The following is a 26,098-nucleotide window of genomic DNA, read 5'->3' as shown; positions in this document are numbered from 1 at the left end:
CTTTTTTTACTGAATATTATAACATTTAAACTTAAATAATCCCTATTACATTTAAAAATACGATAACTATCGCAAGTGGTGCTACAAATCGAAGTAAAAATGCCCAGATAGTAAATACTATCTTTCCGTAATTTCCACCTACAAAAAATTCAGCTTCTAACACTTTCTTTTCCATCTTGAATGATACGAAAATACTAATAAATAATGCTCCCAGCGGCATTAATATATTACTAGATAAGAAGTCTACTGCATCAAAAATATTCTTCCCAAAAATCGTAATATCACTCCATACTCCAAATGATAAGGCAGATGGTATACCTGCTAGGAAAATGCAGAACCCGATGATCCATGATAGTTTAGCTCTTCTTTCTTGTTCACCATTTGCTAATGCTGAAACTACCGTCTCTAGTAGAGAAAATGCCGATGTTAATGTCGCAAATGTAAATAGCGCAAGAAATACAGTCAAGAACAATCCTCCGAATGGAATTTGACTAAATACAGATGGTAATACGATAAATAGTAAGCCTGGCCCTTCTGTCGGCTCCATGCCTAACGAAAATACTGCTGGAAAAATGGCAAGACCTGCAAATAAAGAGACGAATAAATTCAATCCAACAATTGTTATTGCTGATTTTGGTAAACTTTCTTTTTTATTTAAATACGAGCTATACGTAACCATAATCGAAATCCCTATACTAATCGCAAAGAATGATTGGCCCATTGCGAATAAAATACTTTCTGAAGTAATCTTCGAGAAATCTGGTTGTAAGAAAAACTTCACGCCTTGCATCGCATTATCCAGTGTTAATGAACGAATAATAAGAGCGACAAATAAAACGAACAATGCTGGTAGCATATATTTACTTGCTTTTTCAATTCCATTTTGTACACCTTTTGATACAACCCATATCGTAATGAACATAAAAGCGAAATGTCCAGTGATAGCCCAAACCGGATTTCCAATTGTTTCAGTAAATAACGAACCGTAATTTTGTCCCGGAGTAATAAGTTGTCCTGTTACTCCCCTGAAAAAATATATTAAAACCCATCCACCTACAACGCTATAAAATGAAAGTAATATAAAACAAGTTCCAACGCCAAGACGTCCAATCCAGTGCCATCCTGTATTTGGTGCGATACTCTTAAATGCTCCAACTGCTTGTTTTTGTGTACTGCGTCCAATCATAAATTCAGCTATAAGTAGCGGTAATCCAATTAATACAGTAAATAATATAAAGATTAAAAAGAATGCTCCTCCCCCGCTCTTTCCAGCAATATAAGGGAACTTCCATATTGCGCCAAGTCCAATTGCTGATCCTGCTGCTGCCATTATAAAACCTAATTTCGAAGTCCATTGCTCCGTCTGTTTCATCTTATTTTCCTCCTAATTAAATCCTTTTATATAAATAAACAAATTTTATATACCTATCCGAATAAACCCTCCATTTCTTTTTCTATAAAATAAAAAATGGCCCAGCATCTCTTTATATAAAGAGACGCTAAGCCATTCACTTAACGCGGTACCACTCTTATTGATTCCATTATGAATCCACCTTAGTAGTAATCGTTTGATTACAAACCTAATATCGAAGGTTAACCGTTAAGATTTACTAAGAATGTGATTCCGTTCCACCTTACTGCTCCTAGGCGAGTTCAGGATGTCATTTGACTATGTCGCACCAACCCATAGCTCTCTGCACAAATACATGACCTTACTACTCCTATTCAACACATTTTAATATTTAGAATATATTTTCTTTTGAAATTAATATGAAGTATATCGGTTATATTTATAACTGTCAAGGGATATATTATTTTTTTGTCGAAAAGGATTTTTATAAACTTTCAATGTAAAAATAAAAGAACAGTAAAAAAGCATCTTCGCGATAATCGCGAAGATGCTTTTTTATGGTATAAGACGTGTACAATCTCTCGGAAAAGCACTCGCCTCTCGGACATTTGTTAACTCTAAAAGTTTATATACAACCCTTTCTAATCCTATCCCAAAACCACCATGTGGTGGACAACCGTATCGGAATGTATTTAAATAAGATTGAAATTTCTCTGGATGTAATCCTTTTTCTTTAAAAGAAGCAAGTAACATATCATAGTTATGAATTCGCTGTGCACCTGATGTAATTTCTAATCCTTTATATAATAAATCGAATGAATCAGTAATAGTTGGATTTTCTTTATTCGGTATCGTATACATCGGTCTCGCTTCTTTCGGATAATGTGTAATGAATACAAATTCACTATTATATGTTTCTTTCACATATTTCCCTAGTAACTTTTCACCTTCTGTATCTAAATCCCCTTCAGGAGATTCTTTCCGATACTTCATTTTCAAAATTTCTTGCGCTTCTGCCAATGTGATTTTAGGAATTTCTGTAATGACAGGTACTTCTATTTGTAGTAGTTGTAATTCTTTTTCACAGTTTTTTGCTACTTGTTGAAACATATATCGTAAAACATCCGTTTCTAATTGCATTACTTCATGAAAATCATGAATAAATCCAAGTTCTACATCTAACGATATATATTCATTTAAATGTCTTGAAGAGTTATGATGTTCAGCCCGGTACACAGGAGCAATTTCAAAAACACGTTCGAGTCCTCCGGCTACCATCATTTGTTTATAAAACTGTGGTGATTGAGCTAAATATGCTTCTTTTTGGAAATATGGAAGCTTAAAAACATTCGCTCCTCCTTCTGCGCCTTGCGAGACAATTTTCGGAGTAAATATACGTGTGAAATCGTTCTCTATTAGAAACTCACTAAAACTTTGAACGAGTATAGATTTCACTTTAAATATCGCCGCGATTCGCTCATGCCTTAACGATAATACTCGCTCATTCAATAATTGATCTAGGCCAACTTGTAACTTTTTTTTATTTATTTCAAATGGAAGTGGTTCTGCACCATTTAATACTTTCACTTCACGCGCAAGTACTTCAATACCTAATTCTGTTTTCGGTGTCTCTACTATTTCTCCAATTATTTGGACGATACTTTCAACATCAACTCTATATCCAGCTAACTCGTTTTCTAATACACATTGAATAACTCCCGTTCGGTCCCTTAATAATAAAAAGCTAACATTTCCTAGATGACGAATCTTTTTTACCCATCCTTGTAGTAATACAACCTTCTCGCCATGTTTCGTACATTCTCGTGTGAGTGAACGCTTCATTATTTGATCCATTACATTTCCCTCCAATAGTTTTATTTTTATTTACATTATTGTTGTCATCGTCATCATCCACGGTCACTCACCTCCTTTCAAAGAATACAAAAATCCGCCCCTATAAATAGGGACGGATTTTTCCGCGGTACCACCCAAATTGTCATAATGACCATCTTAGCCCTGATAACGGTAGGTACCGTTTGCTTTTACTAATTATCACGTTCAAAGCAACACTCACAGGTGTCTTTCCATCATGCGGTATCGCAATCTTCCCAGCAACCGATTGCTCTCTGTAGACCCTTACATCATGTACTTTTCCTAATCATCACTTTTTATATTTACAGAGTATTCTATCTCTTTATTTTATAAAACGCAAGCTTTTTTAAAATATATTCTGATTTTTCATATCCAATTTTGCACAATCTCCTCTAAAGCCATTCCACGAGAGCCTTTCAATAATACGACATCCTTTTTCGTTATAATTTTCAATACTTCCTCTGCTATCTTAGCTTTATTATTATATGACTGCACTTGTCCTGTAGCATATGTCTTCATCGCTTCTTCCGCCACTATTTCTGCCATCTCTCCATAAGTAAACACATATGAAATATTCTCTTGATTTAACATTTTACCAATTTCTCTATGATAAGTTTCAGCTGCCTTCCCTAACTCCAACATATCCCCAATGACAATGATTTTTTTCTTATAGGCATTTAATTTCTGTAACGTTTCAATTGCAGCCTTCATTGACGAGGGACTGGCATTCCATGCATCATTAATAATCGTAAAACCTGTTTTAGCAGTTAAAAATTGAAAGCGCATATGAGTAATATTTATTTGCCTCAATGCATCCTGTATTTTTTCTGTAGGGACATTGTAAAATTGACCTACAGCGATTCCAACAATCGTATTTAAAATATTATGTTTTCCATGTAAGGGGACATCATACTGTATTTTTGAATCATTTAATTTAAAATGAACACCATATTCATCTAATTGCACGTTTGTTGGAAACAAATCATTTGTATCCTTTTCACCAAATGACTTACATTCTAGAACTAGTACATTATTTTTTTGAGAAAGTAATGTCTCATCACCATTATATAAGAGCAATCCTTCCTCTTTTAATCCGTCTATAATTTCTAATTTAGCCTTCGAAATCTCTTCTCTTGATCCAAGTGTTTCTAAGTGAGACTGTCCAATCATTGTAATTATCGCTACATCTGGCTGTGCTATTTGTGATAAATTTCGAATTTGTCCTTTCTCACTCATTCCCATTTCAAGTATTAAAAACTCTGTATCTCGTTTCATTTCTAAAATTGTTAACGGCAAACCGATTTGACTATTAAAATTGCCCTTTGTTTTATGCACACGATGAGTTGTACTTAAAATCGTGCTTATTATATCTTTTACGGTTGTCTTGCCATTACTACCAGTAATTCCGATTACTTTTACATCTAGCCCTTGTCGATAAAATTGTGCCAATTGTTGCAAAGCAAACAAAGTGTCATCTACAAATATAATTGGTATCCCTTTTGGCGGAGTACCGTAAGACTTTTTCCATAATGAAGCGACAGCTCCATTATCCATTGCTTCTTTCACATAACCATGTCCATCCTTCTCCCTAATGATTGGAACGAATAAATTTCCTTCTTTAATGTTTTTGGAATCTATGCAGACACCATGTATTTCTATATGATGAAACGATTCTTGTAATCCTTCTCCATCTACTACCTCTTCAAGTTTTTTCAAATTCATTTGAATCAAAGTATCACCTTTTTCCATTATATTACATAAAATCCGTTTCATTTACGCATATTAATAAAAATTTTGTAGCGAGGTGTTTATATGAAAAAAACAATTAGTTTCTTTCTCCTATTATTATGCTTAGTTGTAGTTAATGAAACATACGCCTATTCACCAAAATCTTTACCAATCTCTCAAAACTCTGATCAATGGCAAGTGAATATTGATGAACCGAAAAAAACAAGTGAAAATATGCTTCAAGCTAAAAAAGATAAATTTCAAACATATCAATTTTCGGTAAAGAATGTTGGAGAAAACGAAGTATATAACGTACAAGTTGAAGTCTTCCGCAATGAACCAAATATGAAAACAAAATACGAACTCTTTTCCCTAAAAGAAGGTCGTCTAGCAAGTGGAAAAACTGGATTTAGACATGCTACCTTCCCTGTTTCTACAAAATCAGATGAGGTTGACGTTATAATCACTTGGCAAGAACACCCTTTCCGCTCGATGCGAAACGGTCAAAAAGTCGAGTCTAGAAAATTTAAAGAGCATTTTGTTTTTAAAGACGCAAAAAAATAAATGGAATGCGTATAAATTCACACTATCATTGATATAGCTTAATTTACTAGTACCAGTTCTTAAGCAAATAAAAAAGTCGTGGCTTTTAAACGCCACGACGTTTTATATTAATTCGTACTAATTCCTCTCGCTGTCCAAATTCGATCAATTTCAGCTGCGTGTTGTCCGCCGTATAAAAGAGCATCTGCTTGCTTAATCGCTTTCGCTCCATCACGGAATTTCGCATTTGGCGTTAATGACCAATGTGATTGTAAAATAATTTTTGTTGCTACATCACGTCCAAAAGATTGCGCCATTTCGTATTGACCTTGAGCCCAAATTTCCCCATCATTATGCACTTCATTCGTTATATCTTTCGGGTATACTTTATTCGTATCTAATCGGCGTAAGCACGTCGGATCTGAACTAGAATAAGCAGCCGCATCCCATTCTCCAATACATGCTTTCCCGTATCCTGTTGTCGATACTGCATCTTCATAAGTAGCACCTAAGAAGTCTCCAAATCCTTCTCCCATCGCTCCACCTTCTGGTGAACTTCCGAAGCCTGGCACTTGATTATCTTGAATAGAATGACCATATTCATGCGCAATAATGCCAGCATCTTCTGCATCATCTACTCCGCCAGTACCGAAAGTTAAAGCTTTCGTTGATGGAGAATAGAATGAATTATCGTCAGTTGTACCATTTACATTCACTTTAATCGAACGTTTATTAATATTTTGAAAGCCTAATCCTTGAATGTAACGCTGTAATGTATCAATATGATAATATGACATAACATCTTCAAAACTATCATTTGCACGTGTATAGTTAAATTGTAAGTTTGTAGATTTCGTCTTCGCTTTTGAAGAAATCGTAACATACTCACCAATTAAAAATCCTGTACCATCTAAACCTTTTAACGTAACAGTTTTCAATTGATTCGTTAATGCTGTTGAATCTGCATCATTATTATCTTTTAACCCTGCTAAACTTCCACTAGATACGACAGGGTTAGGTAAAAATACTTTTCCTGTTCCTTCTGCTTTTCGGTTTATATCAACTTTTTTAATTAACTTTCCATTTTCCGCATCAATGAATGTTTCCCATGCACCGAATGGATTATTAGAATGGACTACCACTTTATATACAGGAATAGCGACTCCCTCTTCAACAATATATCCGAATTCTTTTTCTGTAGGAGCCCATAAGTTTTGCTCACTTTCTCCTCCAACATACGCCATCGATTTTTGTTCTGCATCTTTTTCACTAATTTTTTTCGTAACTTCCTTCACACCTGTAACAGGCTGATAATCAGAAACCGCAAGTAAGCCTTTTCCCTCTCCGTTAAGAGTAACTGTAATTTGTTTTGAAAATACAGGCGCACCATTGACCACTTGTTGGAACCTAACATATGAAGCTACTGATGTTTCTGTTGTAGAAATATATTGCAAGTCTGAAAGGTCTGCCTTCAATCCATATTCCGTAGCATGTCCTTTTAAATATTCAATTGCTTTTTTCTGTGGTGAATAAGCTTCTAGCTTTACTTGCTGTTGTTTTTCCAGTGCTGAAACAGTAGAAATTGTCCCCATTACTAATGGCACAGTCATTGCCATTGCCACCATTTTTTTGTTTAACATAAAACCACTCCCCCTAATAAATTGAAAACTTTACCCCATTCCTATAAGGCTATTCCTGTCCACAAGTAACGAAATAAAGTGAATCTACGAGTAATTCTATACAAACAATTCTATTACCTTTACATTTTGGGTAAGTGAAATTTTCTCAATATTTATGTGTAAAACGAGAAAAATACTGTAGAAATATATTTCTTTTGTAAATTTCTTTACCTTATGCTTTTTAAAGTAATGTGTAAAAAAATAAGTTATTTTTTACCTAACGGTAGGTTGAAAATAATATTAATGAATGATACGATTTATGTAACCTTTTTTATTAGGAGGACTTATCATGAGCAAAAGTGAAGAAACACTCTCTTCCATAGTCGAAGCAAGTTATCGACTATTTGCCGGTCACGGCATTGCCAAAACGACCTATACAATGATTGCTGAAGAAGTTGGTATTGCCAAGCCATCTATTTATTATTACTTTAAATCTAAAGATGCATTAATTGAAAGTATTTTTAATGAATTATGTGCAGCGATGCAGTTCTCCTCATTCTTTCATACAGAAGAATTTACGAAAGAGAATTTCATTGAGAAATGTGTTGAAATTGGCTTTAAAATGATAGACGAACAACAGAAAGATCCTTATTTTAATCGTGTATTACAAGAATATGTATTACTATCTTCAAGAAACGATATGTACAAAGATCGATTACTAACTGTACAAACAGAATATTTAAACGGATTTGAATCACTCCTAACAAAAGCAAATGAACTTCAACTCATTCAAAATAAAAATCTAGTTTCAAAAGCTCATATGTTAGCATTAGTTCTTGATAATATTGGGAATTTTATGATGTTACATTTAGATATGGATTATAAACAAATATGGATTGAAGCTGTAAATAGCATTTTTGAAAGCAGGGATTGAAGTGAATACAAAAAAGCGCATTATCGGCTTAGATTTTGCTAGAGCGTGGGCAATGTTTGGAATGTTACTAGTTAATTTCATGGTGATAACAGGGGCGGAAGGAAATGGACCTCCTCTGTTAAAAACCTTTATAACACTTTTTGAAGGTAGAGCTTCTGCCTTGTTTGTTATACTTGCTGGGATTGGCATAACTTTAATGACTAAATCATCTGTTGCTAGCCAAGAGAAAATAAAAATCAATACCAGCCGAATATTGATTTGGAAACGATCACTATTCTTATTTATTTTAGGATTATTATTGTATGTAATGGAATGGACGGGTGATATTTTACACTACTACGGCGTTTATCTTTTCATCGCTGCATTACTAATTACTGTACGAAGAACTATACTAATATGGCTTTCTATCATTATTTTACTTGCTGCACAATATCTCCAACTTACTTTCAACGCCTTCGAAGGATGGGGAGGCACAATCCCATTTATAAACTATATAGACTTTTGGACCTTAACAGGTTTTCTCCGCAACTTATTTTTTAATGGCTATCACCCTATTTTCCCATGGTTTTCTTTCTTCTTAATTGGTATGATAATTGGCAGATTAGATCTTCATAATAAAAATATTAGAGAAAGATTACTCTTACTCAGTATTACAATCACAATACTGACAGAACTTTTATCAAAAGGACTTACACACTTCTTTATTCCATACATCGGCAAAGAGGCAGCTACATTTTTGTTTAACACAGGACCCATTTTGCCCAATATATTATACGTCGCATCCGCTACAGGATCTGCTATTGCTATATTAATAATTTGCCTCTACATTGCTGAAAAATATGAAAATAATTGGTTTGTTACTTCCATTATACAAACAGGACAATTAACATTAACGCATTATGTAAGTCATGTATTTATCGGTATTGGCGCATTGATTGTATTAAATCGTATGGAACATCAAACACTACTTTTCGTTTTATTATTTGCTACTGCATTTTTCATTTTCAGTATTTTATTTAGCGTATTATGGCGAAGGAACTTTTCTAGAGGACCTATCGAATGGATTATGCGGAAAATAACTGATTAATTTATCTTCATACAAAAAAGGAAGTTGGAATGATTCCAACTTCCTTTTTTCTTTAATTAGCCGCGTTTAATTTAATTCGGATCTTTGTCTCACCTAAAGAAAGTTCATCGTCCTCATTCGTTAAGTGACCAAATGTAAATTGCTTGACGAGTAAGTTTTCTTCCAATAAATCTTTATGATTCGTTAACGTTTGCTGTAGTTCTTCTTCTGTATCAAGAATTACATCCACTCGTAAATTAACCGGTAAATTCAACTGCTTACGATATTCTTGAACTGCACGAATAAATTCACGTGCTACTCCTTCTTGTAACAATTCTTCCGTTACATTCGTATCTAACATTACCGTATATTGACCGTTAGTCGTATTTGAAAATCCTGATTTCGCAACTTTCTCTACTAATACATCTTCAGCTGTTACAACTACTTCTTCTCCTGGTGCTACTTCGTAAACTGCTCTTTCTGTAGATACAAAGTGTTGTACTTCTTCTTTTGATAATTGTTTTAGCCAGCCATTTACTGCATTCACACTTTTACCAAACTTCGGCCCAGCCGTTTTAAAATTCAGCTTTAATTGATAGGACGTGTATTTCGTTTCATCGAGTTCAACATGGAACGCTTTTACATTTAGCTCATCCATGATGATATCACGATAAGATTCCCAATCCATATCATTTTCATTATGCGCTAGTAATACAAGTTCTGCTAACGGCTGTTTTACTTTTAATGAATGTTGATTACGGTTACTTCTTCCAAGTTCAACAACTTGTAAAACAGCATCCATTTCTGCTTCTAACTCAGGCTGGATAAGTGATTCGTTTACAAACGGATAATCTGCTAAATGAACGCTTCTTCCTTCTAAATTCAGATGAATATCCTCAGCTACAAACGGTGTAAATGGTGCGATTAATTTACTAATTGTTACAAGCACTTCATGAAGCGTTTCATACGCAGCTGCTTTTTCAGGATTCATACCAGATTCCCAGAAACGATTACGTGATCGTCTTACGTACCAGTTACTGACTTCATCTACAAGCGCCGCGATTTCACGAGCTGCATTCGTAAATTGATAATCATCAAGTGCTGTTCTCACTTTTTTCGTTGTGCTATGCAATCTTGATAATACCCATTCATCTAATTTCGTACGTTTAACTTCATACTTTTCTTTCGGATTATACTCATCTAAATTTGCATATAAAACGTAGAAGCTATATACATTGACTAACGTATCTACAAATTTAGATTTTGCTTCCAGTACTGTTCTTTCAGAAAAACGCTTTGCATTCCACGGAGCACTGTCAACAAGTAGAGCCCATCTTAAAGCATCTGCACCAAACTGATTTACTAAATCAACTGGATCTAGTGCATTTCCTTTACTTTTAGACATTTTCTGTCCTTCCTCGTCTAGAACATGCCCTAGTGATAACACTCGTTTATATGGTACTTTTCCTGTATATAGCGCTGATACTGCTAATAAACTATAAAACCAGCCGCGTGTTTGATCAATTCCCTCTGCAATTACATCTGCTGGAAACTGTTCTTCAAACAACTCTTTATTTTCAAATGGATAATGATATTGCGCAAACGGCATGGAACCACTATCAAACCAAACATCGATTACTTCTGGTGTACGATTCATTGTACTTCCGCATTTTTCACAGCACACTTTTACTTCATCTACATACGGCTTATGCAATTCTAAATCTTCAGGCGTTTCTTTCGTACTATGCTTTCTTAATTCGGCAATGCTTTTCGGTGAGAATTGATGATCGCAGCTTTCACATTCCCATACGTTTAACGGTGTTCCCCAATATCTATTCCGGCTAATATTCCAGTCCACCATGTTTTCTAAAAACTTACCAAACCGTCCATGCTTCATATGGTCTGGATACCACTTAACAGAATCATTATTTCGTAAAAATGTTTCTTTAATCTCAGTTGTTCGGATTAACCAGCTTTCTCCTGCATAATAAAGTAATGGTGAATCACAGCGCCAACAGTGCGGATAGCTATGCTCATATTTTTCTTTATGATATAGTAACCCTTCTTTCGCTAAATAACGAACGATATCAACGTCACATTCTTTTACAAACTTTCCTTTTAAGAACGGTACTGCTTCTGTATACTCACCTTTCTCATCTACAACATGTAAAAATGATAACCCTTCACTTTGAACGACTTTATAATCGTCCTCCCCATATGCTGGAGCGATATGAACGAGTCCTGTACCACTATCTGCTGTTACAAAATCTGCTGCAATTACGTGGTACCCATTTGTAACTTCCTTCATCGGAAACGGTGCTGTATAAGATGTGTTTACTAATTCTTCGCCTTTGTGAACAGATAATACTTCATAGTTTTCTTTTAATACTTCTTGTACACGCTCTTTCGCAACAATGTATACATACCCTTCTTGTTTCGCTTTAACGTATTCCATATTTGGATGTACGGCAAGTGCAACATTCGCTGGAAGTGTCCACGGCGTTGTCGTCCATCCAAGGAAATATTCATTTTCACTATCTTTTACTTTAAACTTAACCGTTGCGCTTAAATCTTTCACTGTTTTATATCCTTGTGCAACTTCATGTGAACTAAGCGATGTTTGACAGCTTGGACAGTATGGAGAAACTCTATGTCCTTTATATAACAAACCTTTTTCATGAATCGTCCCTAAAATATTCCATACACTTTCGATATATGGATTCTCTAGAGTAACGTATGGATCATCCATATCTACCCAATATCCAATGCTCTCCGTAAATTCACGCCACTGCTTCTCATACGTGAATACACTCTCTTTACACTTTTGAATAAATGGCTCAATGCCGTACTCTTCAATCTCATGCTTACCTGAAATACCAAGTTGTTTTTCGACGCCTAATTCTACAGGTAATCCATGTGTATCCCAGCCAGCTTTTCTTAACACTTTATATCCAACCATCGTTTTATATCTTGCTACTAAATCTTTAATTGCCCGACCAAGTGCATGGCCGACGTGTGGTAAACCGTTCGCCGTTGGTGGTCCTTCATAAAACACAAACGATTGTGCGCCTTCTCTATTCTGAATTGATTGTTCAAAAATGCCCTGTTCGTTCCACTGCTTACGAATACGTGTTTCTCTCCCTACAGCCGACTCTTTTACATCTACTTTCTTCATCTACAATCACTCCTTTGAATGTTTTAAAAGCACACAAAAAACCCGCCCCTATGAAGTAGGGACGGGTTTACCCGCGTTACCACCCTAATTCTATTAGCTTTTCACTAATAGCACTTAGCAACGTACTAATATACGCGTTCTTTGTAACGGTAGACATCCGTCCGAGCTTACTTTATTCAGCCACGGCTCCTCGGAGATGATTTTCAAATAACGTCTGCACACCGGCTTTCAGCAATACACCGGCTCTCTGGAGAACAGCTCACTATTTTACTCTTTCTCGTCTTCAGATTTGTATACTTTATTAAAAGTTATTTTATGCCATTAAACAATTAATTGTCAACTAATTCGAAATATATTTTTATTTATAACCTTTTTCTCTATTCTTATACAATTACTTTTCAAATTCTCGCAATCCTGCTAAATCTTCATCTTCCTCTGCAAGTTCAGCGAAAAATCCTGTTTCATCTTCACGAAGCACAATTTCAAGTTCATCTCTTGCCTCTTCATTTCTGTTTAATGATGTTAAATAACAAGCATGATCGTATCTTGCTAACAAGTCAGTAGCATCAATTACTAATATTTCACTTGTTATTTTTTCTGCCTTTGTCGTTTGCCCAGCTCTATGATACGAAGATGCTAAAGCAAGAAGAATTGCCGTTTCATTCGGATGATATACAGAAGCGTCTTCTAATAACTGAATCGCGTCCTCAATTCTCTCTTGACTTTGATATATTTCTGCTAAAGCAAGGAATCCTCTACTTACAAATGGTGTTTTCTCAATTAATTGCAAGTAAATTTTTTCGGCTTTTCTTTCTTCGCCTAGCTTACATAATACATTCGCTTGTAAAAGAAGAGTATCATAATCATCCGGTAGCTCGCGAACCATTTGTTTCGTTAATTCAAAAGCGTCTCGTAACATATCTTCTTCTTCACACTCAATGAAAAGATTTACAAGTTGCTTCGCTACATCATAATCCCACTTATTTTCTAACGATGTTTGTAAAACCTCTATAGCTTCTTTATTCATCGCCGCATTCTCATAAAATATTGCGAAACGCTGCGCTGCCATACTATTTTTCGGATTTAACTTTAAGGAGATTTCAAATAAATCGATAACAACTGTAATCATTGAAATTTCCTTCGCACGATTTTTCATGCGATAAAATGCTCTTGTAAATATAGATTTTTTCGGTTGCTCATTTTGCTGTCTTTCTACTAATCTTTCGGCAACCGCAGTAGCTGCATACATAAACGCTGTACTTCTTTCTGCTTTTTTCACCTTTAACGTATGAAGTACGTCTCGTATTTGGGATAATTTTTTATGTTGCTCCATTGCTTTTACGTACACACCAAAAATACGTTCACTTTCCAAATCTTTATGCATTACTTTCAGCGCAACTTCGATTGCTTCTGCACTCTGCTTTTTAACTAGCATTTTCGCATAATGATATAGTACTTCCACATGCGCTTCATCTATTTTCATTGCGCATTCGATATATTCTTTTTCTTTATTTACCTCATTCATCGCACCATATACATATGCAATTGCATCTAAACGCCATATTTCTGGTACCTCTTCTGCTAATTGTTCTAGTTCAACTAGCAATTCTTCATGAAGATTCAAATCTACTGAAAGCTGTGCCAAATATTCCATATTAATTTGCAAAGGCTCTTCTTTCATTGCCTGGACCATATGACTTTGTTCTTTAGAACTATTTTCTTCTTTTTCATATATTTCTGCTAGTTGCACATGTACACCTGTGAAATTCTTATCCATTTCTAAACATGTTTCATACGCATGCTTTGCTTCTTGAAATTGCCCTAACGCCATGAATGTTTCACCGATTCGAAAATACGGCAATGAATCTTGTTTTTTCTTAAGTGCATCATTATACCGTTTTATCGCCTGATCATACTGTCCAATAGATTCATATAAAACACCAGCGTAACAACCGTATTCAATTACTTCCGTTTTCTCTTTTTCTAACGTTCTTAAAAACGCTATACCTCGTTGCACAAAAGCTGTGTCTTTTATTCGATTTACATACTCATCCAACACGCTCGCTATATTAGCGTATACGCTTCGTATACCGTTCTCTAATTTAGAAAGTGCAAGTTTTAACTCTTTTTCATCCTCACCTAATGCCATTTCAGCATCCCATAGCACCATACCAGCATTCATAAGGAAATCTTGATTGTCTTCAAATTGCTTATTAATACTGACAATATAGTTTTTTGCATCCTTATATTGTTCCTTTGCCATATAAACTTGAATTAAACCGAAATGAGAATATACATCTTCATTATTTTCTTCTAAAGAACGCTTATATATAGTTTCCGCTTCTTCAAGTTCATCATTTTGAAAATAAAAATCTCCTAAACGAACATATAAAGACGCCTGATCTTCACAATTTTGAATTCCTTGTAATAGAATTTCCTTCGTATTTTTCTCATCATCCAAATCCGATTCATAGATTTCCGAAAGCTTCGTATATAAATAGGCTGCTGTTTTATCTAATTGAATCGCCACTTTAAGTCCTTTTACCGCCAAATACACTTTCCCTAAATACTGAGCACATCTTGCACGTTCATACCATATGTGCGCTTCATATTTATATTCTTTTAATAAATCATTAAAGAATCCATATGCTTCTTCATATCGTTCTAAATCTATTAAAATTAAACCGTGATTTACAAGTGTAAACCTTTCCGGGCTACGTTCTATAGCTGTTAGAGAATATTCTAGCCCCTTTTCGGATTGATCCATATACATGTATGATAATGCTAAGAAACTCCACGCAACTGGTTGATCTGCATCCAATTGTAATGATGAACGAAAACTAGCAATCGATTCTGCATAATTATCTTGCTCAAAAGAGAAACGTCCATTTATAAAATGATACAACGCTTGATTGCTTTTCTTCTCCACACTTTGAAGCATCTGTCCTGCTTTTTCCATATCCTGCAGACGAATAAAACACTGTGCACTATGCAATTTCACAAAGTCAGAGCTCGGAAACTTTTTCATTAATTTTTCTATACAAAACTGAATAAAATCTTTATCTACTTCAGCATCTAAATGTTTAATCGTATATAACCAAGTGTTTGGATTTTCACTTGTTTCTTTTAAAAATAGTACTAACTTTTCAATCCCCTCTTTATCTTGCTCACCTAAATGATCTGTAAGAGAAAAGATTGTTTTATAATAAGTGTGTTCTTCCACATTTAAAAATGAAAGTTGTTCTATTCTATCTTTCGGTATAAACGTAATAGCTAAACAATCTGTATAACGATATTTTTCTTGCAACTTATCATATTCCACAAGAATCGGTTCCAAGAAATTCGGATCTTGAATATAAAAAGCTTGCAGTACATCGTCATAACCAGAAAGCACTTGTACATGGGAAGCGTGCTCAATATCTATACTTAATAAAACGGGAATACCTTGATTGAGTAATCTCTTATAATTTTCCTCATTCCCTTGAAAATAACGATATTCGTAACCTTGCTCTTCTATATATGTAACTGTATCTGAAAACTTAGAACCTGTTACATCAAAAATATGTTGTGCAATTTCATCTTGCGTACGTTTTTCTCCCCATACCCCTAACATCATTTCCAAACTTGTCGGAACGCAATAGTTATCCTTTTGTACAACCGGAACTATCGGTAAACGAACCTTTTTTCCATCAGGATTTTTTTCTATATGATGATATAGAGAATTTTTCAAACTCTTTTCACTTTTCAATAGTGCTTGCAAATCGTGAATATTATTCATTTTATAAAATGCTTCTGCACGTAAATGTATAAAATAAGTTGTATATGCATGATGCGGAAGCATATGATTAATTTTATCTATTACCGCTAACATTTCTTCATAGCGCTCTAAATCTAATAAATATTTTACTTTTTCAAAATAGAAATATGGTACTTGAGGAAACTTTGCAATCGCATCATTAATGAGTTGTAACGCTCGCTGCTGTTCACCTTTATATGCATATAATTGCGCCAATAAGTACGTAGCTAACTCTTCACAATCTTTATGCTGCTGACCGGATAAAAGTTGTTCCTCTGCCTTCTCCCACTCACCAGTCTGTATAAATAAGTAACCCCATTTATCAAAAACTGCACGTGTACTATACTTTTCCGCCTTTTGCATATAGGCATAGGCTTCTTCATTTCGCTTCATATCTAACAAACATCTAACTAACGTAAAGTATGCTTTCGTTAAAACCTCCGCATCAGTTTCTTCTTCATTTACCTTTTCCAAAGAATCTTTTAATAATTGTTCAGCATCAAGAATTTTACGTTCATCAATTAATTCATCACAATATAAAGAGAGCGTTCTCATATTTGGGAATTTTTTATAAGTATAACGAATTAAAAAGGAGCTATATTGATGCATCAAACCTTCATCAGCAAGACGAATTAATGTATCAAACTCCTTAGCTGACGAGACGTTAGAAAGCCATTTCTTCACGTATGATAACTTATTCGTTTCTTTTATATGCGCAATTTCATTATTTATCTCATGTAATCCATCTACGAATCTCTTTTCTTTCAAACAAATCTCTAATTGCTTAAAATCTAGCATGCATTCACCTCAAATTATTATTTATACTGCCATTTGCAAGCAGTATTCTAACCTACTTGCTTAGATTTTACACATCATATAGTATGCATTCAACTAAAACCTCATATAATGAACGATATTATTTAATATTATTCAAGTTTATAACTAAATATCTTAAAAACGATACTTTTTCTCGTTATTTTGTTTAATTTGATGAAATAACATATATTATTCGAAGATGGGTTTTATCTTCTTTTTTGAGGCTTCATTCAGTGGATGAAATTATATTAACGATTTGATAAGATATATCGATTTACCGAAAAATCTTGATAATAATGATAACCTTATTAGAAATATAGCAATTCTCCTTCTCTCTTACTTTTCTAATATGATATTTACTTCTTTATTTCACCAAATGTAATTTTCATATTCGGAGCATATACTAAAGATGCATGTATATGAAACATTCAAAAAATCGTAGTTCTGCTTCATATTGAGCGAGTGCATCAGCAAATGTTAAGCCCCGACTCATTAAACGGTCTATAAATTGTTGTTTTTCACCTGGATTACTAGCAATCCCCTCTTCTTTTAGAGAATTATATAATCCTTGCTTATCATTTTGATTTAAATTAGAATCTAAATAATTCACTTTATCACTTACTCTACATTCAATATTTTTAACACCTAATTCACTTAAATACATTGGTATTTTCATGCCAATATTGCCATCTCTACCACTTCTGTGTACATCTTCTTCAAATAACTTCTGCAAAACACCAAGCTGGATAATTTCCGATTGAATTAATCCGTCTAGCGTGTATGAGGACATATTAGAAATCCAATGTGGTTCAAAACAAATAACATGTCCGCCCTCCTTAATTGAATTTATCATTTTTTGCAACATCGTTTTGGGCGAATTCATATGTAATAAGAAAGCATGACTGACAGCTATATCATATTTATTTTCCAATTCAATTTCTGTAGCATCTCCTTCAATAAATTCTGATTCATATGGAAGCGAACGAAACAACTCTCTCGCTTCAGCTATTAATGCTTCCCCGCTATCAATACCTGTATACTTTGATCCATTTGGAAGTAACGGCAACAAAATTAATCCTAAGTAGCCATACCCACAACCGTAATCAACAATATGTACTGGCTCAGAAATCTTCCAAACTGTATTTACTAAAAAACTTAAATAATCATCGTTATAATATAAATCTCTCGTATTTCTTAAATACTCTAGCTTACTATTCCAATCATACTCTTCCAAGTACAACACCTCCTTTTATATACAAAACTAAAGTTCTCCATTCAATAAACGTATTCCTATGTTTCTAATATTTTTAGAGATTTTTAGTTCTAATTATTGCGTTAAATCGTACATGTTCTTTACTCTCCACCTATTTGACAAACTAATTTTTAAAAAAATAAAAAGGATTACATACCTGAAACGATATATAATCCTTTTCATAAAAAAGAAATACATAGAAGTTTAGATAGTACAATCACAATCTGAGCAATCGGTACAATCTATTACGTCACAATCTAAATTTCTCTTTTTTTTGCTTCTTTTTAAATAAAAATATAGTAGCACCATAAATAATAGGCAAATAACAAAAGCTATTGTTGCTTCTATATATTTTTCATGAATGATAAAACCAATTCCACTTCCACCTGATATAAAAATTAGAATTATGTAAATCCAAAACATGTAAGTAGCTACCTCCGTTGATATGTGGTTTAAGATGTAATCCATATAATACTAGCTGCAATAAATAATCCCATACCATTACCGCTTAATAAGCCAGTAGTTACTCTTAGCAAATTTGTGCTGCTTCGCCATTTCCACTTTTGGGTGAATCCATCAATTAATAATGGAATTTGAGCAAAAAAGGATAGCATTAATGAGAGACTAAACGAAGGTGTTATTAAAAAGTAAATTGGAAACATACATAAACCAATAAACATACCTGTGCATCGCGCACATAAAGGCATGTATTTTTGTAGTTTAAGAAAACTCCTTTCCGGTAGTCTATGACAAGGAATATTTAAAATAAAACTTCGAATCAATACGAACCATCCTCTCTACAAATATTTTAATTGATTTCGTAACAAAATTATAGAATTCTTACACTTCGTAGCGTATAACACTTTATAAATAAGAATTTATTTAAGAAAATACAAAAAGACAAATCAGGTTAATGACCGTCTGATTTGCCTTTTTGTTACAAAATTTTTATTTTACATCTCCTCAGGTGCCCCTACCCCAAGTAAACGTAATCCCTCTTTTAATACAACCGTCACAGCATAAGCTAATGCGAGTCTACTCTCTTTCTCTTCGTTCTCTTCTAATATACGAACATTTCCATAATATTTATTGAACGCTTGTGCTACATCTAATACGTATTTTGAAATAGTAGATGGCTCATTTTTGTTGAAGGCCGCTTCAATTACTTGCGGGAATTTATTAAGTAATTTTACGACACTCCAGCTATAATCGTCTTTTAATGCAAACGTACAAGTTTCAAATTCTACACTTTCTTTTCTTAAAATTGAACAAGCACGCGCATGTGTGTACTGCACATATGGTCCTGTTTCTCCTTCAAATTTCAACATATTTTCTAATGAGAATTCGATATTATGCATACGCTCATTTTTTAAATCGTGGAAGATAACTGCTCCAACACCGACTTGTTTTGCCACGTCTTCTTTTTGTTTTAAATTAGGATTTTTCTCTTCAATATTTTGTTCCGCAAGCGCAACAGCTTCTTCTAACACTTCTTCCAATAAAATAATTCTGCCCTTACGTGTCGACATTTTCTTACCATCTTTTAATATGAACCCGAACGGTACATGTTCCATACCATCGACCCAGTCATAACCAAGCTTTTTTAATACAGTGAAAAATTGATTGAAATGTAAGCTTTGTTCTGGGCCTACAACATATAACGCTTTATCAAATTCGTATGTGTTTTGACGATACAATGCCGCTGTTAAATCACGTGTTGCGTAAATGGTAGCACCATCTGATTTTCTAATTAAACATGGCGGCATACCTTCTTCTTCTAAATTAACGACTAATGCCCCTTCTGATTCTTCCAGTAAGTCGTACTCTTCTAACATCCCAATAAAGTCTTCCATTTTATCGTTATAGAAAGCTTCTCCTTGAAAGTTTGTAAATTCCACACCGAGAAGTTCATAAATACGAGAAAATTCTTTTAAAGACTCATGACGGAACCAATTCCAAAGTTCGACTGCTTCTTCATTTCCTTCTTCTAGTTTTTTAAACCATGAGCGTCCTTCTTCTTCTAGTTCTTTGTTCTCTTTTGCTTCTTCATGAAACTGAACATATAACTTAAATAACTCACGAATTGGATCCTCTTTAACAACTTCTTCATTTCCCCATTTTCTATATGCAGTAATTAACTTTCCAAACTGCGTGCCCCAATCGCCAATATAATTGATTCCGACAACTTCATACCCACATTTTTCGGCGATATGTTTCAGCGAATTACCAATCATTGTAGAACGTAAATGCCCCATTGAAAAAGGTTTCGCGATATTAGGAGAGGAATAATCGATAACTACCGTTTTTTCACATCCAAAGTGATTTTGACCGTACTCTTCTTTCTCCGCTAAAATCGTTTTTAATACTTTATCACTTACTGTTTCACGATTAAAAAATACATTTACATAAGGACCCACAGCCTCTACTTTCGTAAAGAACGGATCATTTAATTTCTCCGCCAATTCCTTCGCTATAATAGCTGGTGATTTTTTATATTGCTTCGCTAGTGAAAAGCATGGGAACGCTGCATCTCCGAATTCATTTTGTTTTGGTGTTTCGATTAAATCTAAAATTTGATTTTGTGTTAATTCATTTGTAAAAATATTCGATAAACTTTTCGCAAACTGCGTTTTATAATTCATACTATAACCTCCTTATTTTTTAAAACACAAAAAACTCGTCTCTAAAAAAGAGACGAGTTTTAACCCGTGGTACCACCCTTGTTGTTCATTTCGAACCACTTTCCCGTTTATAACGAGGACAGGGGGCCTCGGCTTACTCTACTATTCGTTCAAGAAGCGTCTCCGAAGTGCGCTTCATCTTTTTCTTCTGCACTAGGCTCACACCATCCCTAGCTCGCTTTCCTTCTGAAAAAGACTACTCTCTTCATCACAGACAGTATATTTAATTAATTATTGCTTATTATACATCTTTTCAAACAATTAGCAAGGGTCAATTACACCAAAGTGAAACTTAGCACTTTTTCTTTTGTATACGTGAAAATTATGTTTTTCAAATCTAGAACTACGAAAATGATCTTTCAGAACGACACGCTTTCTCGCCACACGCTTCGCTTCCGCAATTGTTTCGTCAGTAATATCATGATACAAAGCGAAGTGTTTTAATCCTTTAATTCCATCTGATTCTATGACAGTTTCTTCAAACATTGGATCAAGGTAAACAACGTCATAACTATTATCTTCACATTGTTTTAAAAATGCAAAATGCTCTGTTTGCTTTACATCGATTCTTTGCATTGCTTCATCGATTTCAGAAACGGATGAAGACCATGTTTGCAAGCCTTTTCCCATGATGTAAGACATATATTCGTTTCCTTCAAGCCCTGTTACTTTTCCACTTTCACCAACAACATAACTAGCTACAATACTATCTGATGCCATACCGAGCGTACAATCTAATACTGTCATTCCGCTCTCTAATTTAGCAGCTTGTATAAATGGATCATGTTCTCCGCGCATTAACCTTTTCACACGAAACATCGCTGAGTTTGGATGAAAGAAAAACGACTCTTCCGTACCTTTTGGATAAATGGCTAATCGATTTTTCCCTACGACAAGTACATCTTGTTCATACTGCTCATGCAGTTTATGTACTGGTATGTCATTACGTTTAACGAAAGAAAGATTTAATTCTGCTGCTACCTTGTTTGCATAATCTTTCATTTCTTTATTTGTTCTTCCTGCTGTTGTTACTATCATTTTTTCACCTCTATATAAAGAAAAGAGGGAGATTCACTCTCCCCCTACTTTAGCAATTCTTTTCGAAAGCTTGTTCTAAGTTTGTAATAATTTCGTCCATTGTTGCGCCTTCAATTTCATGACGGTGAATGAAGTGAACAACTTCTTTTCCTTTTAGTAATGCCATAGATGGTGAAGATGGAGGAATTTCTCCGAAGTATTCACGCATTTTTACAGTAGCATCTTTATCTTGACCTGCAAATACAGTTACAAGATGATCAGGTTGTTTTTCAGCACGTACAACCGCTTGACCTGCTGATGGGCGTGCTAAACCAGCTGCACAACCACAAACAGAGTTTACAACTACTAAAGTTGTACCTGATGCATTCTCCATAAATTCTGTTACAGCTTCTTCTGTAGTTAACTCTTCAAATCCAGAACGCACTAACTCTTGGCGCATTGGAATTACCATTTGACGCATGTATTCTTCATATGCATTTGACATCTTGTATCTCTCCTTCAACTTTCATTCCAAATTTATCATATCACGCTCTATTAATAGGTGCAAAAGAAAGATAACGATGATTTCATTTTTTTGTAGGGATTTCACAAACCCCTTCACGACAGTGTCCAACTGGGACAAGTTTTCTATTGTTGGCAATATAATCGTATACTTTACTTCCAAATCCAAGTACGATAGATAGTTTTATAAAAGGTACTGCAAACCAATAAGATGGAACGGCCTTTGCTAATACGTTAATGCTATGAATTCCGTCATACCACTTATTATTTTTTAAAATATACAATCTTTGTTCCATCTTACTTTGTAATTCTTGAGAAAGTTCATACTTCTCAACTACATCTTCATCTCGAAATGAAACAAATTTCATCTTACCCTTTTTATCTAATCTTTTCGTACGTTCTGCAACCGCCGTACACATTGGGCACCAACTATCATAGAAAACAATCATAAACTATTCCCCTTTACGAGACTCCGTCATTTGCTTCCATACTGATCCTTTTGCTTCTTCGCCGCCTTCAATACGTTCTAAAGCTAAACGTGCTTGCATCGCCACTTCAAACTCCGGATCATCTTCTGCTGCTTTTAGTGCCGGAATTGCACTTTCATCACCAAGTTCAAATAAGAACATTGCTGCACGCCAGCGTACTAATTTACTTGAATCTTTCAGAGATTTAATCATAACGAACATCGCTGCTGGATCACCTACGTCTGATAAGCAATCTCCTGCTGTACGACGAACACTTACTGAACGATCTAATAACGCTTTATATAATAACGGCAATACTCCTTCACCTTTTACCATACCTAAATAAGCTGTTGCTAAACGGCGGATAGATACTTTCTCATCATCTAATGCCATTTTCAATACCATCATATCTTCTTCCGTTGGATCCATTTGTTCTAAAGCTGCAAAACGGTTTTTCCAGTCAGAATCTTTCATCATCTCTTCTGTTAYTTTATATGGCTCACGCTTTTGAATCGTTACTTCAACAGCACCTGCCTGGTTTAATAATTCTTTAACCGTTTCATTTACACGTTCTTCTGAATAAGCAGCAATAATTTCTTCTACTACTTCTTTCCCGATTTCTTCAAAATTACCGTAACGTGTACTTTGCTCTACCCACTTACGCTCTTTCACAACGTTAGGTGCAGACATTTGCACTTTCATAATTGATTCTTTAAAACGATCAGGTAAACCAACACGCTCTTCTGAGGTTCCATCTGTTAACTTCACTTGCATCGGAATTGTAAAGAACATTTGAACAAACACTTTCACTTCTCCAAAATGAGAAAGTTGTTGTTCTTCGCTTTCTTCCACTATTTCTTCACCGAAAACAGCACGAACTTGTTGTAATAAAACTTTCCAGTCATACTTCGCATTTCGCTCCACTGCTAAAAAGTCTGCAACATGATACACACCTTTAATGCCTTCAATCTTCAAAATTTCTTGCACTTGCACTGGTGCTTGTTCTTTATTTTCATTTGTATAATTATTACGCGCTCCTGATGGTAATACTTCATTCAAAATAACTTTCATTGTATTTGGACTTGGCGTCGGTTCAATTGCTTTAATCTTCACGTAAAAAACTCTCCTTTATTGCGTGTTCTTAGCTGTATTGTAACATGTTATCCCTCTATACTCCTACTCGGATGCTTAATTTTACTAATTCCTCTTCTACATTTTTAGAATTTCAATTATTTCTATTTTCACCTAATCGTTCCGGAACTATAGTTAAAAGTCTAATTGACAATAACAAAAAAAGGTACTAATCTTAACTCATAAAATGACCGTGGTCATTTTATGAGTTAAGTCACTTAATTGTGGAGGGATAACAAATGAATAATGTCATGGTTATAGGTGGTGGTATTGCTGGTCTTTGTGTAGCAATTTCCTTAAAAAAAATAGGATTAGATGTAAAAGTATATGACAAAAATATTGAAACTACTGTTGCTGGTGCAGGTATTATCATTGCCCCAAATGCGATGCAAGCACTTGAACCATACGGAATTTCTGAACAAATAAAAAAATTTGGCAACGAAAGTGACGGTTTTAACCTTGTATCCGAAAAAGGAACTATATTTAGTAAATTGACCATTCCAGCTTGTTATCCAAAAATGTACTCCATTCATAGAAAAGATTTACATCAATGGCTACTTTCCGAACTACAAGAAGGTACTGTCGAATGGGGAAAAGAGTGCGTAAAAATAGAACAAAATGAAGAAAACGCCTTAAAAATATTATTTCAAGATGGTAGTGAAGCACTCGGCAATATACTCATTGCTGCAGATGGTATTCATTCTGTCGTTCGAAAACAAGTAACACAAAGTGACGGTTATCGTTATGCCGGTTATACGTGTTGGCGCGGCGTAACTCCAGCTCATAGTCTATCTTTAACAAACGATTTTATTGAAACTTGGGGAACAAACGGTAGATTTGGTATCGTCCCTCTCCCAAACAACGAAGTATACTGGTATGCGCTCATAAACGCTAAAGCTAGAGATCCCAAATACAAGGATTACACAACAGCAGATTTGTATAATCATTTCAAAACTTACCATAACCCCATCCCATCTATTTTAAATAACGCCTCTGACATTGATATGATTCATCGTGATATTGTAGACATTATTCCAATGAAACAGTTTTTTGACAAACGCATCGTCTTTATTGGGGATGCTGCCCATGCACTTACACCTAATTTAGGCCAAGGGGCTTGTCAGGCAATTGAAGATTCTATTATTCTTGCTGAATGCATCAAAAATAATGCCCACTATCGCCAAGCATTTATAGAATACGAACAAAAAAGACGAGAAAGAATTGAAAAAATCTCAAACACTGCGTGGAAAGTTGGAAAAATGGCGCAAATAGAAAGTAAACCTTTAACTATACTAAGAAACCAAGCAATGAAACATATTCCGAAATGGATTTCTGATAGGCAAGCACATGAACTATACAGTTTTCATTTATGACAAACTCCAACGAAAAGTATGAACGGAATTCTCTCTATCCTTCTTTCAATTGTATTAAACAGTAAAATTAGGAGGCATGAAATAAGATTTCATTTGAGATACTCTAATAAACAGATATAATTGTTTGTATTAGGAGTCGATTATATGCTTAGAGAAACGAGAAAAAAAGAATTAAAAGAACTTATATTCCTAAAAGCAGTACAGCTCTTTCAAGAACGTGGGTACGAAAATGTAACGGTTCAAGATATTACTACTGCATGTGGGATTGCAAAAGGAACTTTCTTCAACTACTTTCCGAAAAAAGAAAACATATTATTATTTTTAGGTGATTCTCAAATTGAACTATGGAATGAAAGTTTAAAAACGTATGAAAATGTGGAACATCCAAAAGAACGAATCAAACTTGTTTTAGGAGACTTACTAGATCGCTTTACTGGACATGGAGAATTAATGAAGCATGCTGTTTTTGAAATTATTAAATCTAACTACTTAGTAGAAAATGAATTAAAAAGTATACAACAGCTACAAGAAAGTTTGTCTTCAATTATTACAGCAGCGAAAGAAACAGGAAAATTAAACAGTCAATGGGATATAAATATTATCACTTCTACTATTATGAGTACTTATTTTTATACACTCATGTCCCAATCCCTATTAAATTCTAATGAAACAAATGCGAAAAATATACTCAATCAACAGTTAGATGTTGTTTGGGAAGGTATCAATCAAAAATAATAGAGGGCTATGCTACAAAG

General features: G+C 34.5%; 18 protein-coding genes, 1 pseudogene and 4 other annotated features. Of the genes and pseudogenes, 5 read left to right on the top strand and 14 right to left on the bottom strand.

Annotated elements, in window-relative coordinates; translation table 11 throughout:
• Positions 1-31: 31 nt before the first annotated feature.
• The 3 genes from AC1DS7_RS20830 to AC1DS7_RS20820 form a co-directional block, all read right to left on the bottom strand.
• The gene (locus AC1DS7_RS20830; RefSeq protein WP_016102101.1) at positions 32-1,372 is read right to left on the bottom strand and encodes a sodium-dependent transporter; all 1,341 of its coding nucleotides are present in this window, start codon (positions 1,370-1,372) and stop codon (positions 32-34) included.
• A gap of 117 nt (positions 1,373-1,489) precedes the next feature.
• Positions 1,490-1,738: a binding site (T-box leader), on the bottom strand.
• Between the two features lie 168 nt (positions 1,739-1,906).
• The gene (gene aspS / locus AC1DS7_RS20825; protein ID WP_016102102.1) at positions 1,907-3,205 is read right to left on the bottom strand and encodes an aspartate--tRNA(Asn) ligase; all 1,299 of its coding nucleotides are present in this window, start codon (positions 3,203-3,205) and stop codon (positions 1,907-1,909) included.
• A 105-nt stretch (positions 3,206-3,310) separates the two neighbouring features.
• Positions 3,311-3,522, bottom strand: a binding site (T-box leader).
• Between the two features lie 67 nt (positions 3,523-3,589).
• A complete protein-coding gene (locus AC1DS7_RS20820) occupies positions 3,590-4,972 on the bottom strand; it encodes a UDP-N-acetylmuramoyl-tripeptide--D-alanyl-D-alanine ligase (RefSeq protein ID WP_016102103.1) in 1,383 nt (460 codons plus the stop codon).
• A 63-nt stretch (positions 4,973-5,035) separates the two neighbouring features.
• Here AC1DS7_RS20820 and AC1DS7_RS20815 point away from each other — a divergent pair, with 63 nt between their 5' ends.
• Positions 5,036-5,515, top strand: coding sequence for a hypothetical protein (locus AC1DS7_RS20815; RefSeq protein ID WP_016102104.1), 480 nt, complete (start codon positions 5,036-5,038; stop codon positions 5,513-5,515).
• 107 nt (positions 5,516-5,622) lie between these two features.
• Here the strand turns inward: AC1DS7_RS20815 and AC1DS7_RS20810 are convergent, their stop codons facing one another.
• Positions 5,623-7,134, bottom strand: coding sequence for a M36 family metallopeptidase (locus AC1DS7_RS20810; protein ID WP_002189466.1), 1,512 nt, complete (start codon positions 7,132-7,134; stop codon positions 5,623-5,625).
• A gap of 328 nt (positions 7,135-7,462) precedes the next feature.
• On the opposite strand from AC1DS7_RS20810, the gene AC1DS7_RS20805 reads away from it, so the two are divergent.
• Both AC1DS7_RS20805 and AC1DS7_RS20800 read left to right on the top strand, forming a co-directional pair.
• On the top strand, positions 7,463-8,047 hold the full coding sequence (locus tag AC1DS7_RS20805; protein ID WP_002136053.1) for a TetR/AcrR family transcriptional regulator: 585 nt from the start codon (positions 7,463-7,465) through the stop codon (positions 8,045-8,047).
• 1 nt (position 8,048) lies between these two features.
• The gene (locus AC1DS7_RS20800) at positions 8,049-9,134 is read left to right on the top strand and encodes a DUF418 domain-containing protein (RefSeq protein ID WP_002189456.1); all 1,086 of its coding nucleotides are present in this window, start codon (positions 8,049-8,051) and stop codon (positions 9,132-9,134) included.
• A gap of 52 nt (positions 9,135-9,186) precedes the next feature.
• Here AC1DS7_RS20800 and ileS read toward each other — a convergent pair whose 3' ends face one another.
• The 10 genes and pseudogenes from ileS to AC1DS7_RS20750 form a co-directional block, all read right to left on the bottom strand.
• Complete coding sequence (ileS, locus tag AC1DS7_RS20795) at positions 9,187-12,288, bottom strand: isoleucine--tRNA ligase (protein WP_016102105.1); 3,102 nt, start codon at positions 12,286-12,288, stop codon at positions 9,187-9,189.
• Positions 12,289-12,342: 54 nt separating this feature from the next.
• Positions 12,343-12,581 (bottom strand) — a binding site (T-box leader).
• Between the two features lie 98 nt (positions 12,582-12,679).
• Entirely contained in the window at positions 12,680-16,882 is a 4,203-nt protein-coding gene (locus AC1DS7_RS20790) for a tetratricopeptide repeat protein (RefSeq protein ID WP_476999177.1), read from the bottom strand.
• 374 nt (positions 16,883-17,256) lie between these two features.
• A pseudogene (locus tag AC1DS7_RS20785) lies at positions 17,257-18,134 on the bottom strand (class I SAM-dependent methyltransferase).
• A 222-nt stretch (positions 18,135-18,356) separates the two neighbouring features.
• Positions 18,357-18,575, bottom strand: coding sequence for a hypothetical protein (locus AC1DS7_RS20780; RefSeq protein ID WP_016102108.1), 219 nt, complete (start codon positions 18,573-18,575; stop codon positions 18,357-18,359).
• 29 nt (positions 18,576-18,604) lie between these two features.
• Positions 18,605-18,934, bottom strand: coding sequence for a DUF2085 domain-containing protein (locus AC1DS7_RS20775; protein ID WP_016102109.1), 330 nt, complete (start codon positions 18,932-18,934; stop codon positions 18,605-18,607).
• 171 nt (positions 18,935-19,105) lie between these two features.
• The gene (gene argS / locus AC1DS7_RS20770) at positions 19,106-20,794 is read right to left on the bottom strand and encodes an arginine--tRNA ligase (protein WP_016102110.1); all 1,689 of its coding nucleotides are present in this window, start codon (positions 20,792-20,794) and stop codon (positions 19,106-19,108) included.
• 45 nt (positions 20,795-20,839) lie between these two features.
• Positions 20,840-21,054, bottom strand: a binding site (T-box leader).
• Positions 21,055-21,094: 40 nt separating this feature from the next.
• Positions 21,095-21,871 carry a class I SAM-dependent methyltransferase gene (locus tag AC1DS7_RS20765; protein ID WP_002141576.1) on the bottom strand — a complete coding sequence of 259 codons (777 nt, stop codon included), beginning with the start codon at positions 21,869-21,871 and terminating at the stop codon, positions 21,095-21,097.
• 49 nt (positions 21,872-21,920) lie between these two features.
• On the bottom strand, positions 21,921-22,355 hold the full coding sequence (locus AC1DS7_RS20760) for a BrxA/BrxB family bacilliredoxin (protein ID WP_002012568.1): 435 nt from the start codon (positions 22,353-22,355) through the stop codon (positions 21,921-21,923).
• Between the two features lie 82 nt (positions 22,356-22,437).
• On the bottom strand, positions 22,438-22,821 hold the full coding sequence (locus tag AC1DS7_RS20755) for a thiol-disulfide oxidoreductase DCC family protein (protein ID WP_002085930.1): 384 nt from the start codon (positions 22,819-22,821) through the stop codon (positions 22,438-22,440).
• A gap of 3 nt (positions 22,822-22,824) precedes the next feature.
• Positions 22,825-23,952: a conserved virulence factor C family protein gene (locus tag AC1DS7_RS20750; RefSeq protein WP_476999176.1), complete on the bottom strand. Its 1,128-nt coding sequence runs from the start codon at positions 23,950-23,952 to the stop codon at positions 22,825-22,827.
• Between the two features lie 257 nt (positions 23,953-24,209).
• Here AC1DS7_RS20750 and AC1DS7_RS20745 point away from each other — a divergent pair, with 257 nt between their 5' ends.
• Together AC1DS7_RS20745 and AC1DS7_RS20740 are read left to right on the top strand one after the other, a co-directional pair.
• Positions 24,210-25,343, top strand: a complete 1,134-nt coding sequence (locus tag AC1DS7_RS20745) for an FAD-dependent monooxygenase (protein ID WP_016102111.1) — start codon at positions 24,210-24,212, stop codon at positions 25,341-25,343.
• A gap of 144 nt (positions 25,344-25,487) precedes the next feature.
• The gene (locus AC1DS7_RS20740; protein WP_002136037.1) at positions 25,488-26,078 is read left to right on the top strand and encodes a TetR/AcrR family transcriptional regulator; all 591 of its coding nucleotides are present in this window, start codon (positions 25,488-25,490) and stop codon (positions 26,076-26,078) included.
• Positions 26,079-26,098: the final 20 nt, after the last annotated feature.

This window comes from Bacillus sp. P4_E1, assembly GCF_056401715.1.
The sequence above is the reverse complement of the archived record's forward strand: the minus strand, read 5'-3'. Positions and strand labels throughout refer to the sequence as shown.